A 15965-nucleotide genomic window follows, 5' to 3' on the forward strand; every position below is an offset into this window, starting at 1 on the left:
CGTTTATTCAACACCCAAGATTTCTTTAATATCATCAACGCTCAGATTGCTTCTGTTTTCTTGTCCTTCAAGGACGGTGTTGAAGAGTTCTTTTTGTACTTTCTTGGAGTTCTTGGATTTTTTTCTCTATGGTTCCAAGGGTGATGAGGCGATAGACATCCACTTGTTTGGTCTGGCCAAGGCGGTGACTTCGACCGATAGCTTGCATCTCGACTACTGGATTCCACCAGAGGTCACAGAGGATGACGGTATCAGCTCCTGTTAGATTCAGTCCTGTTCCACCTGCTTTTAGGGAAATGAGGAAGCAGTCTTTTTCACCCTGATTGAAGAGATTGACCATTTCTTGACGTTTATCTGAAGGTGTTTGTCCTGTTATTTTAAAGTGAGACATTTCTTTTTTCTCTAGTTCTTGCTCAATGAGATCAAGCATAGAGGTGAATTGTGAAAAGATAAGTGGTCGTGATCCTTTTTCACGAATAGTGTCCAGAAGCTCGAATAAGCTGTCCATTTTTCCACTATCTCCTTTGTAGTCTTCTAAAAAGAGAGCAGGGGTATTACAGATTTGTCTAAGTCGGGTCAGTCCTGCTAAGATTTCAATTTTATGACGTTTAATCTCATCAGCGCTGGCTCCTGCAACCATTTCTTGCATGCGTCGGAGTTGAGCTAGATAGAGCGTTTTTTGTGAACTGCTGAGTTCATTGCTGTAGAGGAGCTCGCTCAGTTCAGACAATTCTGTCAGAACTTCGTCTTTTTTCCTACGTAGGAAAAAAGGTTGAATCAGTTTAGCAACGAGTTGAGGTGACAATTTTGAAAATTCCTTTTTACTTGGTAGGAGTCCTGGTAATACTATCTGGAAAATAGACCAAATCTCTTTGAGACGGTTTTCAATAGGAGTTCCAGATAGGGCATAGCAGGTTTTGGCATCAAATTCTCTCAAAGCTTGTGCTGTTTTGGTCTGACTATTTTTTATCATCTGTGCTTCGTCTAAGATGAGGTAGTCGTAAGACTGCTTTTGATAGTGTTCAAGGTCAGATCGAAAAGATGGATAGCTTGTAATAGTGATAGTGGCAGATTTTTCAATTTGTTTGATACGCTCAGTTTTTGTACCATAGGCTACTTCAACCTATTTGTGAGGTACAAATTTTCGGAATTCTTCCTTCCAATTATAAAGAAGGCTGGCTGGAGCTAGGATAAGAGCTTTCTGGTCTGGTTTAAGGTTGGCTTCCAGAAGAGTGATGGTTTGCAAGGTTTTCCCTAGTCCCATGTCGTCCGCCAGGATTCCTCCAAAATGATAATGATCCAGCATACTCAGCCACTTGACTCCTTCTTTTTGATAGGAGCGGAGTTTGGCCTTGACTTCATAAGGCTTGATATCAAATTCTTCAGGGTGAGTCAGATCATAAGCCATCTTTTTGAAATCACGAGAAAAATTGACATGTTCCTTGTCTTTGAAGGTTTCAGAAAGGCTAAAGGCACGAGATTTGTGCATTTTGATTTTTCCGTCTGAAAATTTAGCACGAAGCTCTTGGAGACTTTGGGCAACCTTGAGACTTTCATCGTCAAAGACTAGAACCTTTCCTTGCTTGGTTTGGTAGTGGCTTTCTTGATTCCATAAAGCTTGAATAGCTTTTTTAACCTCATCTTCTGAAATCATAGAAAAATCAAACTGAACTGAAAGGAAGCCTTCGTCGTCAAAAATGTCAATGACAGCAGAATCTTCTACTAAGAGTTTTTCAAGCGATTCATCTAGTTGAACTTGACCCAGAGTACGAAAACGGGGGAGTTCTTTTAGGAAGAAATCAACGACTTTGATTTTAGAAAGACTATGAAATTCCTCTTTGAAACCAGCAGAAAGCAGTTGATGATAGATTTTTCTATCTTTGCTAGCTTGGTAAGTATAGGGGAGGGATAGGGGTTCTTGTTTAGAGTGGACTTGCTTTTCTCCAAATGACCACACCATGTTGAGAGCAATTTCATTTCTAGTCTTGGAGAAGGCAAAGGTGGGGATAAAGTCATGGATTTGTAATTCATCTGGGATACTGATAGGAACATAGTTTGAGATGATAGTACAGATTTGCATAAGTTCAGTCTTATTTTCCTTTGAAAAGATAAGAGGAAAATAAGACTGATAATGGTAGATCCAAGTAGCTAATTTATCTAAAAAGTAACGGTGCTCTTCTTTGATGATGTGGAAGTGATTGTGTCGAATCCAAAGTTTTTCTTGAATAATGAAACCAAAATAAGCTGTATTGATGATTTTATAATGGTTATCAGATTTGACAACTTTAAAAATTTCTTCTTCTGGGATAAAGGGATTATCATCTAAGAATATAAGAGGGTATTCTGCCTTTGATGTTATATATTGGAAGACATCCAAAGCTTGAAAAAGTGGGACGAGGTCGTTTAAATAGCTAACAGGAGCCTCTAAATAGCGTCCACAATCTCTAGGGCTAATATCGTAACCGAAGTTGAAATAAGAATGTTCATTTCTATCGATGAAATATTTTTTGATATAGAGGAGTAGGTTTTTGGACGCCTGATTAAACTGGTCTAATGATAAGTTGATTGTTCCGATTTTTTGTGAAACAAAGTAATCTTCCTGTTGAAAAATGAGAAAAATGAAGTGGGCTATATCCTTGATAACATAGGCACGAGAAGCTTGTTCAACCTGTAGTTTTAGGGTTCAAGCTAGGCTATGATTTTGAATTTCGGCTTGTCCGTGAAGGGCAAGTAAAGGCGCCGCCGCTTTTTCTTCTACCAGTTCATCTTGGAGCTCATCAGATGGCAAGGTAGGAATCAGTTGGCAGGCAAAACTTGGTTTATGACTCGCTTTACCAATGCGTTCTTGAATAACTTGGGGGAAGACTACGAAAGTAGAGATCCATTGCAACCCAGTGTTTACAGACTTCCTGATTTTGGAAATCATTACATTCGCAATGAAAGCCAGTCAAATCGAAGTGCTCCATACTGGTCAGGATGTTGGGTTCCAGATACATGGAGATGCCATTATAGGTATTGGGATGCTTAAAATATTCTTTGTTTTCAGTATCAAAATAGTTTTTTATCTGTTGGAAAATAGTTCGTCCATCCATTCTCATACGAGCAGGTAGACTATCGGGAACCGCCATTGAAGTAACCTCTGTTCTAATCATTCTTTTCTCTATCTTATCAGACTTTATAGAAAAAGAATAGACTTATCTTACATAAATTGCATCTTGATAGGGATTGAAAATATTTGTAGTTGCAAGATAGTTGTATGTAATATCGACAATCAATTACAAGGAGACTACAATTGCAAATAAATTATAGCACCTTGGATCTGGAATAGTCCACCGAGGTTTCTAAAACATTGTTAGAAATTGATTTGAATTCCCTGATTAATTTGTTTAGTTTTTTATTTTATTTCAAATATCAAGTGAAAACTGACTTACCCATAACATTCTAGCTAACCTTCTTCTTGATTTGGTAGGTTCTTCATCTGGTGAACTAGATAGGCTGCTAGGAGCAGTAAAATCATCAAAGCAAAAGCAACAACTTCCAGACCAGCACTTGTTGCAAGAAATACGAGAGCAAGGGATAGAACAGCTGGAATAAGCATATTAATAACATTGATAGAGGACTGAACAGTTCCCATTAACTGTTCGGGAATCATTCCAAAAATCATGGCTTGCAAGCGAGGACTCAAAATTCCTGTCGAGAGAGCATCTCCTGCACTTCCTAGTAAAATGAGTAAAAAACTTCCACGTAGGAAACCTATAACAATGAGAGTTTCCATCAATAGACAAATACAAATATTTAGGCGAATAGAAATTTTTTTAGACATAATTCCACTCATAAGCCCACCTAAAATAACATGAATAAGGCTTATCATTATTAAAATTGCTAGACTTTGCCCTGTTGACAAACCCATGAAAGGGTGATGAATCAGTAGAATCGCACTGACAGGCTCTACCACCATCAAAACAGCTTGACTAATGGATAAAATCCAAAGCAATACCATAACTTCTTCCATAGTTACCAACAATTTCATAGACTTTTTTAAATGTTGGAAAAAGTTACTCATCCCTACATAGGGGGAAACTTCGATTTTTTCTTCCTCTTTTTTCAAGCGGTTGCGGATAAGGAGACTCCCCATAAAGGCAAATAAAAAGGTTAAAACATTTATAAAAGCTAGAGTGGAAATACTAAACAGTCCTAAAAATAGTCCTCCACTGAGATTACCTACCAAACGTATAATAGAACTCGTGGACTGCCGAAAACCCATAGCCTCCGTCACATCATCGTTTATCAGCCGTATGTAAATCGGTGTCAGCATGTATCCTGCAAGAAAACCAATCGTATCTGAAATCAAGTTCATGCTGCAAATAAAGAAAACAGAAAAGAGAGAGAATTCGGTACTTATCAGGAGCAAAGTCACTCCAGAATAAAGAAGAACCTTGATAAAGAGAATAGAAATATACTTGCTAATTCGATTATTTTGAAAATCAGCTATAACCCCAGTAAAAAGCTGCAAGATCTGTGGAATGGTTTCTGACAGGCTAATCAAAAATATAGCTAAGGGAGCAAACGTATAGGAAGAGACATAGTTGATAAAAGCTAAGTAAAAAATAGTGTCTCCAAAACTTGAAATCCACTCATTCACTGTTAGCTGACGAAAAGCTCGATTTTTAAGAAAAATATGCATATTAATCTCCTTTACTTAATTCAAATGGAAATGTATAACCCAGTAAAGTCCAATAAATACCCAGATTTCCCACACCAAAGTCAAAATAACTATTTATTCCATCTTCCCCTTGAAATTGTAATAATCTATCATCATTACGATAAGAACGAGTCAATAAGATTCTTTTTATCAATTGTTCAACTTTTTGATTTTTATTGTATATTGCAGTTTGCAATAAACTACTTAAACCATGACAAAAACTAGTTCCCATTGCTTCATATTGTCGCACCATTTCAAGTTGTGATTTATAGATTATCTCAGAGTATCTTTCTTTATCAATCAAACAAAGATACAATATTAATCCTGAAACACCTTCACACCAAGAAAGACCTAAATTATCTAATTTAGAAAAGCTTGAAAGCCTCTCTTCTAGCAATTCAGATATCCCATCGGAAAATTTTTGTAAATGATTTTGATAGCGACTATCTACAAAAATATCAGCATACGTTTTTAATACATAGGCAACACCTGAACGTCCGTGAGCAAAATTGTTAAAATATATATCTTCATCCCTATCAGATTCTAATAAACTATATACATCATTTATCTTATTTTTGATAAATTCTCCTAAATTTTTATCAGGAAAAATGGTATAATGCTTTATCAAACTGAGTAGAACACCAGACCTCCCTAAAGCAAAATCTAAACTATCAATATTGCCATAACCTTGCATTAAATGCTTGACCAATCTCTTACTTATGTCTATTAAATATCTCTCCTTTGTTTTTTCATACCTATCTAGGATTCCAAATAGCAAACCTGCTTCTCCAAATAGTAGAGAGTAGCCATGTAAGAAATTAGTTGCCTCATAATTTTCTAATTTTGTAAGCCATTCTTTAACGGTATCTTCATCTTCCTCAACATAATATTTATTCATAAAAAATAAAACTCCTCCAAAACCATGTTGGAAAGAAACAGGACTTACGAACTCACCAAATTCATTTGACGGAAACAAACGACCAGATTTGTCCATAGATTTAGTCAGTAAGTATGATTTTATATTCTCAGCCTCCTCTTTAAAATTATATTTTTCAAAATAACTTGAAAAATCTGGAGTATTTAAAAGAATGTCACTTGGAATTTGTTTCAATTGCTTTATTTTTTGGATTTTTTCTCCCTGGCTCATCATTAATAAATCGTATAGCCAGTATTCTTGTTGTTTAGTTATTTTATTGTTTAATCTAGCTATTTTTATTAGATGACCTATTTTTATAAAGGCTGATAATCCTGTTTTTTGATCACCTTTTGAAAAAGATAAAAGATCACCTGTTAACAAAGAAAATCCAATTAGTGCTAAACTAAAATAATCTTGTTGAACTGAGCTGATAGTTAGGTCAGTATCTGGGTTAACCATCATTGGTGTTTTAACTCGTCTTACCTTATCCTTGATAGGAGTCATTGTCTCCAAGTCTATTAATGTTATATCACCTTTTGTGGTGTATATAAAATTTGTAGGAGCTATATCTACAATTTTATATCCCAGTTTATGGATATCATTTACTATATTCACAATGTTGTCCAGTGATTTTTCTCTAATATTTAAGGAGTATTCTGTTTCTTGAATAAATTCTTCAAAGTTTAACCCGTCAACTTGTTCCTGAACAAGAAAATAATCATCCACGATATAAAATTCATCAATTAAATTAGTAGTATAACTTTTATCGGCTAATTTTTTTAGCATGTGAGCTTCATTTTTTATATCATCAAGAGCTGTCCATTCTCCTTCAGCATCATAATTCACAAAAGGTCTTGACTGCTTGATGATTACTTTTTGCCCGTCCGATTTTCTAATTGCCCGATAAACATTCCCTTTGTTTGATCTCTTAATAATTTTTTCTATTTTGTATTTATTTATTGCAGAGTCCTTACTTGAAATTTCACATGTGGTTTGAAAATAAATCCTTTTTTCTTCTTCTGAAAATAAATCCATTTTCCAGCTAGGAAGACTAGGGAAATTTTGTCTCTTATCTTCTACATAGCTATTACTATTTTCATCTAGTAATAAATAGATGACTTTTTTATTTTTTTCATCATAAGCCTGTTTTTTTAAAAAAGCCCCATATCTATAATGAACTGGAGAATGCAGTCCGCATTGAAAATCAGATAGTATTTTTGGAGCCTTAAATTCTGACAGTTTATTCGTAAGATTACAAATCATACTCTTAGCTTCAGATTCTGACTTAGGATATAGAGTTATAAATTTGTTTGCAGTAGGGCTCATTTCCCTAGGGGAATTAATTTTTTTTAATTCCTCTAAATTTTTAACAACTTTAAAGCTACAATTATTTAGTTGGGATAGTTTATACACAATCTTAAAAATAGTTACAGCGTCTTTTATTTGGGAGCTTATGTGTATTTTCCACCCTTGTGCAGGTACCTTATCTGATAAATAATAGTAATTCCAAATATCACCCTGTTGGAAATTTTTATCACATTTTAAACATTCTTTCTCTAATAAATCCATAACAAACTCCTATCATTAAAATAGGCTAGAGACACAGCACTAGCCTATTCTGTAAGTAAAGAAACCTATTTTATACAAAGCATAACTAGTGACCTGTAATTAAACAAGTAAGAGAACAATATTTAGGTAGACCTGTGACAATAACATCTTCCTCTGGAAGTAATTCTAATTCAAACAATGTTTGTTCCATGACTGTATCCTCCTGTTATAATAAATTCCAGAAAGCAGAGGCAAATTCGTGGTTCGTCTGACTAAAATTTCCTATCTGAACACCACCTTCAAATACAAATTTTAGTTAAACTTTTTATTTTTTCTAACTTTCTAAATGTATTATAACATGAACTTTCTTATATGTCAAGAATTTTCTGAATAAACTTTTTATTTCTTATTTTCCAATATTTCTGTAAATTGTTTAAAATCTTTTAATTTCCTCCATCTATTGCGTTAGGTCATTGAAACTTCTTTCGCTGGAGCTACTTATATTACTGGAAAGTTGAGGATTGAAATGTGGTATAATAAAAGGTAACAGAGTTTGGAAAGTGAGAGAAGATGATTTCAAAGAGATTAGAATTGGTGGCTTCCTTTGTGCCACAGGGAGCCATTCTACTAGATGTGGGAAGTGACCATGCTTATCTGCCGATAGACTTGGTTGAAAGAGGCCAAATCAAAAGCGCCATTGCAGGTGAGGTGGTGGAAGGCCCCTACCAGTCTGCGGTTAAAAATGTTGAGGCTCATGGTCTAAATGAGAAAATCCAAGTTCGTTTAGCCAATGGATTAGCAGCTTTTGAAGAGGCTGACCAAGTGTCGGTTATCACCATTGCTGGTATGGGAGGCCGTTTGATTGCTAGGATTTTAGAAAAGGGCTTGAACAAGCTAGCTAATGTAGAGCGTTTGATTCTCCAGCCCAATAATCGCGAAGACTACTTGCGTATTTGGTTGCAAGACAATGGTTTTCAGATTGTAGCAGAAAGCATTCTAGAAGAAACTGGCAAGTTTTATGAAATTCTAGTTGTGGAAGCGGGACAAATGAAGTTATCAGCCAGTGATGTTCGCTTTGGTCCCTTCTTGTCCAAAGAAGTCAGCACAGTCTTTGTCCAAAAGTGGCAAAAAGAAGCGGATAAGCTAGAGTTTGCCCTCGGACAAATCCCAGAAAAAAATCTGGAAGAGCGTCAAGTCCTAGCAGATAAAATTCAAGCCATCAAGGAGGTTCTCCATGCTAGCAAGTGAAGTAATCAGAGTTTATGAAGCCTTTTGCCCTCAGGAATTTTCCATGGAGGGTGATAGTCGTGGTCTGCAAATCGGCATTTTGAACAAGGATATCCAAAGGGTCATGGTTGCCCTCGATATTCGAGAAGAGACGGTGGCAGAGGCCATTGAAAAGGGTGTGGATTTGATTATCGTCAAACACGCGCCGATTTTCCGTCCTATCAAGGACTTAGTAGCCAACCGTCCGCAAAATCAGATTTACATCGACCTGATTAAGCATGACATCGCAGTTTATGTCAGCCATACCAATATTGATATCGTTGAAAATGGGCTCAATGACTGGTTTTGTCAGATGCTAGGAATCGAGGAGACGACTTATCTGCAGGAAACAGGTCCAGAACGTGGAATTGGACGTATTGGGAATATTCAGCCTCAGACATTTTGGGAATTGGCCCAACAGGTCAAGCAAGTCTTTGACCTAGATAGCCTTCGAATGGTGCATTATCAAGAGAATGATTTGCAGAAGCCTATTTCAAGAGTAGCAATTTGTGGTGGAAGCGGGCAGTCTTTCTATAAGGATGCTTTGGCAAAGGGGGCAGATGTCTATATCACTGGTGATATCTACTACCATACTGCTCAGGATATGCTGTCTGATGGCTTGTTAGCATTGGACCCAGGCCACTATATCGAAGTGCTTTTTGTGGAAAAAATCGCAGCACTCCTTACTCAATGGAAAGAGAAAAAAGGCTGGGAACTAGAGATTTTACCTAGTCAAGCATCGACCAATCCTTTCCACCATATCTAGTTAGAAGGTGAAGACAATGAAAAAAGTTGCCATTATCGGAGCAGGAATTGTGGGAGCAACAGCAGCCTACTATCTCTCGAAAGAAAGTGACCTAGAGGTGACCGTTTTTGACCATGGACAGGGTCAAGCTACCAAAGCAGCAGCAGGAATTATCAGTCCTTGGTTTTCCAAACGCCGCAATAAGGCCTGGTATAAAATGGTGCGCTTGGGGGCTGATTTTTATGTGGATTTATTAGCTGATTTAGAGAAATCAGGACAAGAAATCGACTTTTACCAGCGTTCGGGAGTCTTTCTCTTGAAAAAGGATGAATCCAAGTTGGAAGAACTCTATGAACTAGCCCTCCAGCGCAGAGAAGAATCTCCCTTGATAGGTCAGTTAGCAATTCTGGATCAAGCGTCTGCAAATGAATTATTCCCTGGTTTGCAGGGATTTGATCGCCTGCTCTATGCTTCTGGTGGAGCGAGAGTAGATGGCCAACTCTTGGTGACTCGTTTGATAGAAGCCAGTCATGTCAAGCTGGTCAAAGAAAAAGTAACTCTGACACCTTTAGCATCAGGTTATCAGATTGGTGAAGAGGTGTTTGATCGGGTTATTTTGGCGACTGGAGCTTGGTTGGGACACATATTAGAACCCTTGGGTTATACTGTGGATGTTCGTCCTCAAAAAGGACAACTCCGAGATTATCAGCTTGGCCAAGACATGGAATCTTACCCTGTTGTTATGCCAGAAGGGGAGTGGGATTTGATACCTTTTGCAGGTGGGAAATTGTCCTTAGGCGCTACCCATGAAAATGATATGGGATTTGATTTGACGGTGGATGAAACCTTGCTCCAGCAAATGGAGGAGGTGGGCTTTCCTCACTATCCAGCCTTGGCAGAAGCGAAATCATCAAGTGAGCGTGTAGGAATCCGAGCCTATACCAGTGATTTCTCCCCGTTTTTTGGGCAAGTACCTGGCTTAGCAGGTGTCTATGCAGCCAGTGGACTAGGTTCGTCAGGTCTCACAACTGGGCCTATTATTGGTTACCATCTAGCCCAATTGGTTCAAGACAAGGAGTTGACCCTGGCCCCAGCAAACTATCCAATTGCAAACTATGTCAAACGAGTAAAACGCGAATAAGCATTTGACTGAAAATTTAACCTCCCCTCTAGGATGGTAAATGACATTCCCTATCAAAAATGATAAAATAAGAAAAAATAATCCGAGAATCGAGGAAAGAAGATGCAAGAAAAGATTTTGGTAACGGGTGGAGCAGGTTTTATCGGAACCCACACAGTTATTGAGTTAATCCAAGCAGGTCATCAAGTTGTTGTGGTGGATAACCTTGTTAATAGTAACAGAAAAAGTTTAGAAGTTGTTGAGAGAATTACAGGAGTTGAAGTGCCGTTCTATGAGGCAGATATCCGTGATACCGATACTCTCAGAGGTATTTTCAAACAAGAAGCACCAACAGGGGTCATTCACTTTGCTGGTTTGAAGGCTGTCGGTGAATCTACCCGTATCCCACTTGCCTATTATGATAACAATATCGCTGGAACTGTTAGCCTTTTGAAAGCCATGGAAGAAAACAACTGTAAAAACATCATTTTCAGTTCTTCTGCGACAGTTTACGGAGATCCTCATACAGTGCCTATCTTGGAAGATTTCCCACTTTCAGTTACCAATCCATATGGCCGTACTAAGCTTATGCTTGAGGAAATTTTGACGGATATCTACAAGGCAGACTCAGAATGGAATGTGGTCTTGCTTCGTTACTTTAACCCAATCGGAGCCCATGAGAGTGGAGATTTGGGAGAAAATCCAAATGGTATTCCAAACAATCTCTTGCCATATGTGACTCAAGTAGCCGTTGGTAAACTAGAGCAAGTGCAGGTGTTTGGAGATGATTACGATACGGAAGACGGAACTGGTGTTCGTGATTATATCCACGTTGTCGACTTGGCTAAAGGTCACGTTGCAGCTCTGAAAAAAATTCAAAAAGGTTCAGGTCTAAATGTTTATAACCTTGGGACAGGTAAAGGTTACTCTGTTCTTGAAATTATCCAAAATATGGAAAAAGCAGTGGGGCGTCCGATTCCTTACCGCATTGTAGACCGTCGCCCAGGTGACATCGCAGCCTGCTACTCAGACCCAGCAAAAGCCAAAGCAGAACTCGGTTGGGAAGCAGAACTAGATATCACCCAAATGTGTGAAGACGCATGGCGTTGGCAAAGTAAGCATCCAAATGGATTTGAAGACTAAGATGGGGATGTCAATCATTGTCCCCTGTCTAAACGAAGAGGAAGTACTTCCTCTTTTTTATCAGGCTTTGGAAGATTTACTTCCAGATTTGGAAACAGAAATCGAGTATGTCTTTGTCGATGATGGATCGAGTGATGGGACCTTGGAACTCTTAAGGGTCTATCGGGAACAAAATCCGGCAGTGCATTATATTTCTTTCTCTCGAAATTTTGGCAAAGAAGCAGCCCTCTATGCAGGCCTGCAGTATGCGACAGGAGATCTGGTGGTGGTAATGGATGCAGACCTCCAGGATCCTCCTGGTATGTTGCTTGATATGAAAACTTTACTGGAACAAAATACAGACTTGGACTGCGTAGGAACACGGAGAACTAGTCGGGAGGGAGAACCCTTCTTTCGCAGTTTCTGTGCTGACATCTTTTACCGCCTCATGCAAAAAATCAGTCCAGTAGCCCTGCCGTCAGGTGTCCGTGATTTTCGCATGATGAGAAGGTCTGTGGTCGATGCCATTTTAAGTTTGACTGAGTCCAATCGTTTTTCAAAGGGACTCTTTGCTTGGGTCGGCTTTAAAACCCACTATCTGGAATATCCAAATGTCGAAAGGCAGGCTGGCAAGACCAGTTGGAGTTTTAGGCAACTCTTTTTCTACTCCATTGAGGGTATTGTAAATTTTTCAGATTTTCCCTTGATTATAGCCTTCGTAGCTGGTATCCTATCTTGTTTTATTTCTCTGCTCATGACCTTTTTTGTCGTGGTTCGAACCCTCATTTTGGGCAATCCGACATCAGGTTGGACCTCTCTGATGGCTGTCATTCTCTTTCTTGGTGGTATTCAACTCTTGACCATTGGGATTCTCGGCAAGTATATTAGTAAGATTTATCTAGAGACCAAAAAAAGACCACTTTATCTCATCAAAGAAAAAAGTGACCTTCCTGATTTTATAGAAAAAAATAGAGAGAAAAGACTATAATTTTACAAGGAAATGTGCTAAACTAGAGGGAGTGGATTGTCGACATTGATTTAGGCTTCCTGATTTCCAATCAGGGCGCGAGTTGGGCAATTTTTAACAGCCTCTAAGACGTCCTGACTAGGAGAAATTTCTTTTTCCAGTTGATCAGGATCATCGTAAAAACGTACGATTCCATTATCGTGGTAATCAAATAATTCAGAATAAGTTTGGCAAAGCCCACAGGCGATGCATCGTTCAGGTATAAGTGTGATTTTCATATTTATATTGTAATAAGAAAAGTTAAAAAAAACAAGGAGTAAGGTATGGCAAAGGAACCATGGCAAGAAGATATCTATGAAAATAGTGAGGAAGAATCAAGATTAGAGCGTCGTCGCCGTAAACAAAAAGGAAAGGGCGCTGTTGCCAATCGTGTCTTAACAGTTCTAGCCAGCCTCTTTTTTGTAGTCGTTGTGGTGATGGTGGTTGTATTGATTTACCTATCAACCGGAGGAAGCAATCGCACAGCAGCTTTGAAGGACTTTTATGATGCATCATCTCCTTCTACAAGCTCAAGTTCTAAAGTGGAAGAGTCAATCTCTTCAAGTAGCAAGGTAGAAGAAACATCCTCTTCTGAAACAACTCCCTCAGAGAGCAGTTCAGAAGAGCACACAGAAGGAGAAGGAACACTCACAGTGCATCCTGGAGAGGGTGAGGCAGCTCTTGCTCAGCGTGCAGGGATTTCCATTGCCCAGTTGGAAGCGTTAAATCCTTCTCATATGTCATCTGGAGCTTGGTTTGCCAATCCAGGTGATGTGATCAAGACAAGATAGGAGTCGGAAATGAAGACAATTCAAATTGCTATTGATGGTCCAGCTTCCAGTGGTAAGAGTACGGTTGCAAAGATTGTCGCTAAAGATTTTGGTTATACTTATCTCGATACGGGCGCTATGTACCGTGCTACGACTTATATAGCTCTCAAACACCAGTTGGATGCAGGAAAAATAGAGCAACTTTTGGAATTGCTTGATCAATACCCCATTAGTTTTGGTCGTTCAGAAATAGGTGATCAACTTGTTTTTGTAGGGGATGTGGATATTACTCATCCGATTCGTGAAAATGAAGTGACCAACAAGGTTTCAAGCATTGCTGCTATTCCTGAAGTGCGTGAGAAACTGGTTTCACTTCAGCAAGAGATTGCTCAGCAAGGTGGCATTGTCATGGATGGCCGTGATATCGGGACAGTTGTTTTACCACAAGCTGAACTCAAGATTTTCCTAGTAGCTTCTGTTGATGAAAGAGCAGAGCGTCGTTACAAGGAAAATCTTGCTAAAGGGATTGAAACTGACTTGGAAATGCTGAAAGAAGAAATTGCGGCACGTGACTACAAAGATAGTCATCGTGAAACCTCGCCTCTCAAACAGGCTGAGGATGCAGTTTACCTTGACACAACTGGACTAAGTATCCAAGAAGTGGTCGAAAAAATTGAATCAGAAGCAAAAAAATATATGTCCTAGGGATGAGAGGAGCAGGCTAGGTGATGCCTGCTCCTTTTCTCTCTTTTGCGCGCGTTTCAAAACAGTCTTTTTGGGAGAATTTTGATAAAATAGTAGTATCAATAAAAAGGACGGAAGCATGACAAAGAAAATCATAGCCATTTGGGCCCAAGATGAAAAAGGTGTGATTGGGAAGGAAGAACGTCTCCCTTGGCATTTGCCAGCAGAGTTGCAACATTTTAAGGAAACAACTTTAAATCATGCTATACTGATGGGACGAGTGACCTTTGATGGCATGGGACGTCGTCTGCTTCCAAAACGGCAAACCCTGATTTTAACGCGCAATAGCGAAGAAATCATAGATGGGGCACTCGTATTTCAAGATGTGGAATCTGTTTTAGCGTGGTATCAGAGTCAGGAAAAAAATCTGTATATCATTGGCGGAAAGCAGATTTTTCAGGCTTTTGAGCCGTATTTAGATGAAATCATCGTGACACAGATTCATGCTCAGGTAGAGGGAGATACTTATTTTCCTGAGGAGTTTGACTTGTCTCGTTTTGAGACAGTTGCAAGCCAATCCTACACCCGAGATGAGAAAAACGACTATGATTTTACCATCGAATACCGAGATAGAAAGGAAGTCTAATGGAGCGCAGTATATTTGGATTTTTTACAGCTTTTTTGTGTGTAATCTGTATTTTGACTGGAGCACAGGCTTTTCGTAAGAAGCGCTATGGACTGTCTGCCTTACTCTGGCTGAATGCCTTTACCAATCTGGTAAACAGTATTCATGCCTTTTACATGACCTTATTTTAGATAGAATGATAAATTAGAATGGAAGGAAATCATGCCTACAAATAGGAAAAATGATATGATGGTTTATTGCTCATTTTGTGGCAAAAGCCAAGAAGAAGTAAGGAAAATAATCGCTGGGAACAACGCCTTTATCTGTAATGAATGTGTGGAGTTAGCCCAGGAAATCATTCGTGAGGAGTTGGCTGAGGAAGTCTTGGTAGACTTGTCTGAAGTACCAAAACCAATCGAACTCCTCCATATCTTGAACCACTATGTTATCGGTCAGGATCGTGCCAAACGCGCCTTGGCAGTGGCTGTATACAACCACTACAAACGCATCAATTTCCACGATATGCATGAAGAGTCAGAAGATGTGGATTTGCAGAAGTCAAACATCTTGATGATTGGCCCAACTGGTTCCGGGAAAACTTTCTTGGCTCAGACCTTGGCTAAGAGCTTGAACGTGCCTTTTGCTATTGCGGATGCGACAGCTCTGACTGAGGCTGGGTATGTGGGTGAGGACGTTGAAAACATCCTCCTCAAACTCTTGCAGGCTGCTGACTTTAACATCGAACGTGCAGAATGTGGGATTATCTACGTGGATGAAATTGACAAAATTGCCAAGAAGAGCGAGAACGTGTCTATCACGCGTGACGTTTCTGGTGAAGGGGTACAACAAGCACTTCTCAAGATTATCGAGGGAACTGTTGCTAGCGTACCACCTCAAGGTGGACGCAAACATCCGCAACAAGAGATGATTCAAGTGGATACTAAAAATATCCTCTTCATCGTGGGTGGTGCCTTTGATGGCATCGAAGAAATCGTCAAACAACGTCTGGGAGAAAAAGTCATCGGTTTTGGTCAAAATAACAAAGCAATTGACGAAAACAGCTCATACATGCAAGAAATCATCGCTGAAGATATTCAAAAATTCGGTATTATTCCAGAGTTGATTGGACGCCTGCCTGTCTTTGCGGCTCTTGAGCAATTGACCGTTGATGACTTGGTTCGTATTTTGAAAGAGCCAAGAAATGCCTTGATTAAACAATACCAAACCTTGCTTTCTTATGATGATGTCGAGTTGGAATTTGACGACGAGGCTTTACAAGAGATAGCCAATAAAGCGATCGAACGTAAAACGGGTGCGCGTGGTCTTCGCTCGATTATCGAAGAAACCATGCTAGATGTCATGTTTGAAGTACCGAGTCAGGAAAATGTGAAATTGGTCCGCATCACAAAAGAAGCTGTCGATGGAACGGATAAACCAATCCTAGAAACAGCCTAGAGGTGA

Annotated in this window: 13 protein-coding genes and 1 pseudogene; 10 read left to right on the plus strand and 4 right to left on the minus strand. The window is 39.0% G+C overall.

Annotated features, from left to right (window positions below):
* Positions 1 to 3: 3 nt before the first annotated feature.
* The 3 genes and pseudogenes from OVN21_RS11115 to OVN21_RS02280 all read right to left on the minus strand — a co-directional run bounded on the left by OVN21_RS11115 (position 4) and on the right by OVN21_RS02280 (position 7187).
* A pseudogene (locus OVN21_RS11115) lies at positions 4 to 3152 on the minus strand (SNF2-related protein).
* A gap of 293 nt (positions 3153 to 3445) precedes the next feature.
* Positions 3446 to 4684, minus strand: coding sequence for a hypothetical protein (locus tag OVN21_RS02275; RefSeq protein WP_267247098.1), 1239 nt, complete (start codon positions 4682 to 4684; stop codon positions 3446 to 3448).
* A gap of 1 nt (position 4685) precedes the next feature.
* Entirely contained in the window at positions 4686 to 7187 is a 2502-nt protein-coding gene (locus tag OVN21_RS02280) for a lanthionine synthetase LanC family protein (RefSeq protein ID WP_267247099.1), read from the minus strand.
* Positions 7188 to 7736: 549 nt separating this feature from the next.
* Between OVN21_RS02280 and OVN21_RS02285 the strand changes: the two genes are divergently transcribed.
* The 5 genes from OVN21_RS02285 (at position 7737) to OVN21_RS02305 (ending at position 12407) form a co-directional block, all read left to right on the plus strand.
* Positions 7737 to 8414 (plus strand): tRNA (adenine(22)-N(1))-methyltransferase, encoded by a 678-nt coding sequence (locus OVN21_RS02285; protein ID WP_267247100.1) that lies wholly within the window; start codon positions 7737 to 7739, stop codon positions 8412 to 8414.
* Positions 8401 to 9198 carry a Nif3-like dinuclear metal center hexameric protein gene (locus OVN21_RS02290; RefSeq protein WP_267247101.1) on the plus strand — a complete coding sequence of 266 codons (798 nt, stop codon included), beginning with the start codon at positions 8401 to 8403 and terminating at the stop codon, positions 9196 to 9198. Before OVN21_RS02285 ends, OVN21_RS02290 begins: the two co-directional genes overlap by 14 nt.
* A gap of 16 nt (positions 9199 to 9214) precedes the next feature.
* Positions 9215 to 10318: an NAD(P)/FAD-dependent oxidoreductase gene (locus tag OVN21_RS02295; protein ID WP_267247102.1), complete on the plus strand. Its 1104-nt coding sequence runs from the start codon at positions 9215 to 9217 to the stop codon at positions 10316 to 10318.
* 102 nt (positions 10319 to 10420) lie between these two features.
* Positions 10421 to 11440, plus strand: a complete 1020-nt coding sequence (gene galE / locus OVN21_RS02300) for a UDP-glucose 4-epimerase GalE (RefSeq protein ID WP_267247103.1) — start codon at positions 10421 to 10423, stop codon at positions 11438 to 11440.
* Positions 11424 to 12407, plus strand: coding sequence for a glycosyltransferase family 2 protein (locus OVN21_RS02305; RefSeq protein WP_267247295.1), 984 nt, complete (start codon positions 11424 to 11426; stop codon positions 12405 to 12407). The genes galE and OVN21_RS02305 overlap by 17 nt, the downstream gene beginning before the upstream one ends.
* A gap of 50 nt (positions 12408 to 12457) precedes the next feature.
* Here the strand turns inward: OVN21_RS02305 and OVN21_RS02310 are convergent, their stop codons facing one another.
* Positions 12458 to 12664, minus strand: a complete 207-nt coding sequence (locus OVN21_RS02310; protein WP_023945469.1) for a ferredoxin — start codon at positions 12662 to 12664, stop codon at positions 12458 to 12460.
* A 45-nt stretch (positions 12665 to 12709) separates the two neighbouring features.
* Here OVN21_RS02310 and OVN21_RS02315 point away from each other — a divergent pair, with 45 nt between their 5' ends.
* The 5 genes from OVN21_RS02315 (at position 12710) to clpX (ending at position 15959) form a co-directional block, all read left to right on the plus strand.
* On the plus strand, positions 12710 to 13216 hold the full coding sequence (locus tag OVN21_RS02315; RefSeq protein WP_267247104.1) for an SAG1386/EF1546 family surface-associated protein: 507 nt from the start codon (positions 12710 to 12712) through the stop codon (positions 13214 to 13216).
* A gap of 9 nt (positions 13217 to 13225) precedes the next feature.
* Positions 13226 to 13900 (plus strand): (d)CMP kinase, encoded by a 675-nt coding sequence (gene cmk / locus OVN21_RS02320; RefSeq protein WP_267247105.1) that lies wholly within the window; start codon positions 13226 to 13228, stop codon positions 13898 to 13900.
* Between the two features lie 118 nt (positions 13901 to 14018).
* Positions 14019 to 14525 (plus strand): dihydrofolate reductase, encoded by a 507-nt coding sequence (locus tag OVN21_RS02325; RefSeq protein WP_267247106.1) that lies wholly within the window; start codon positions 14019 to 14021, stop codon positions 14523 to 14525.
* Positions 14525 to 14695, plus strand: a complete 171-nt coding sequence (locus tag OVN21_RS02330) for a hypothetical protein (protein WP_084881700.1) — start codon at positions 14525 to 14527, stop codon at positions 14693 to 14695. Before OVN21_RS02325 ends, OVN21_RS02330 begins: the two co-directional genes overlap by 1 nt.
* A 31-nt stretch (positions 14696 to 14726) precedes the next feature.
* Positions 14727 to 15959 (plus strand): ATP-dependent Clp protease ATP-binding subunit ClpX, encoded by a 1233-nt coding sequence (gene clpX, locus OVN21_RS02335; RefSeq protein WP_267247107.1) that lies wholly within the window; start codon positions 14727 to 14729, stop codon positions 15957 to 15959.
* The last annotated feature ends 6 nt before the right edge of the window (positions 15960 to 15965 follow it).

It is taken from the genome of Streptococcus sp. Marseille-Q5986 (assembly GCF_946902915.1).
GTDB lineage: Bacteria > Bacillota > Bacilli > Lactobacillales > Streptococcaceae > Streptococcus.

Bases quoted from the DNA above. Each gene is read 5' to 3' on its own strand.
- OVN21_RS02275 (WP_267247098.1), bottom strand. From the start codon at position 4,684: ATGCATATTTTTCTTAAAAATCGAGCTTTTCGTCAGCTAACAGTGAAT.
- OVN21_RS02280 (WP_267247099.1), bottom strand. From the start codon at position 7,187: ATGGATTTATTAGAGAAAGAATGTTTAAAATGTGATAAAAATTTCCAA.
- OVN21_RS02285 (WP_267247100.1), top strand. From the start codon at position 7,737: ATGATTTCAAAGAGATTAGAATTGGTGGCTTCCTTTGTGCCACAGGGA.
- OVN21_RS02290 (WP_267247101.1), top strand. From the start codon at position 8,401: ATGCTAGCAAGTGAAGTAATCAGAGTTTATGAAGCCTTTTGCCCTCAG.
- OVN21_RS02295 (WP_267247102.1), top strand. From the start codon at position 9,215: ATGAAAAAAGTTGCCATTATCGGAGCAGGAATTGTGGGAGCAACAGCA.
- galE (WP_267247103.1), top strand. From the start codon at position 10,421: ATGCAAGAAAAGATTTTGGTAACGGGTGGAGCAGGTTTTATCGGAACC.
- OVN21_RS02305 (WP_267247295.1), top strand. From the start codon at position 11,424: ATGGATTTGAAGACTAAGATGGGGATGTCAATCATTGTCCCCTGTCTA.
- OVN21_RS02310 (WP_023945469.1), bottom strand. From the start codon at position 12,664: ATGAAAATCACACTTATACCTGAACGATGCATCGCCTGTGGGCTTTGC.
- OVN21_RS02315 (WP_267247104.1), top strand. From the start codon at position 12,710: ATGGCAAAGGAACCATGGCAAGAAGATATCTATGAAAATAGTGAGGAA.
- cmk (WP_267247105.1), top strand. From the start codon at position 13,226: ATGAAGACAATTCAAATTGCTATTGATGGTCCAGCTTCCAGTGGTAAG.
- OVN21_RS02325 (WP_267247106.1), top strand. From the start codon at position 14,019: ATGACAAAGAAAATCATAGCCATTTGGGCCCAAGATGAAAAAGGTGTG.
- OVN21_RS02330 (WP_084881700.1), top strand. From the start codon at position 14,525: ATGGAGCGCAGTATATTTGGATTTTTTACAGCTTTTTTGTGTGTAATC.
- clpX (WP_267247107.1), top strand. From the start codon at position 14,727: ATGCCTACAAATAGGAAAAATGATATGATGGTTTATTGCTCATTTTGT.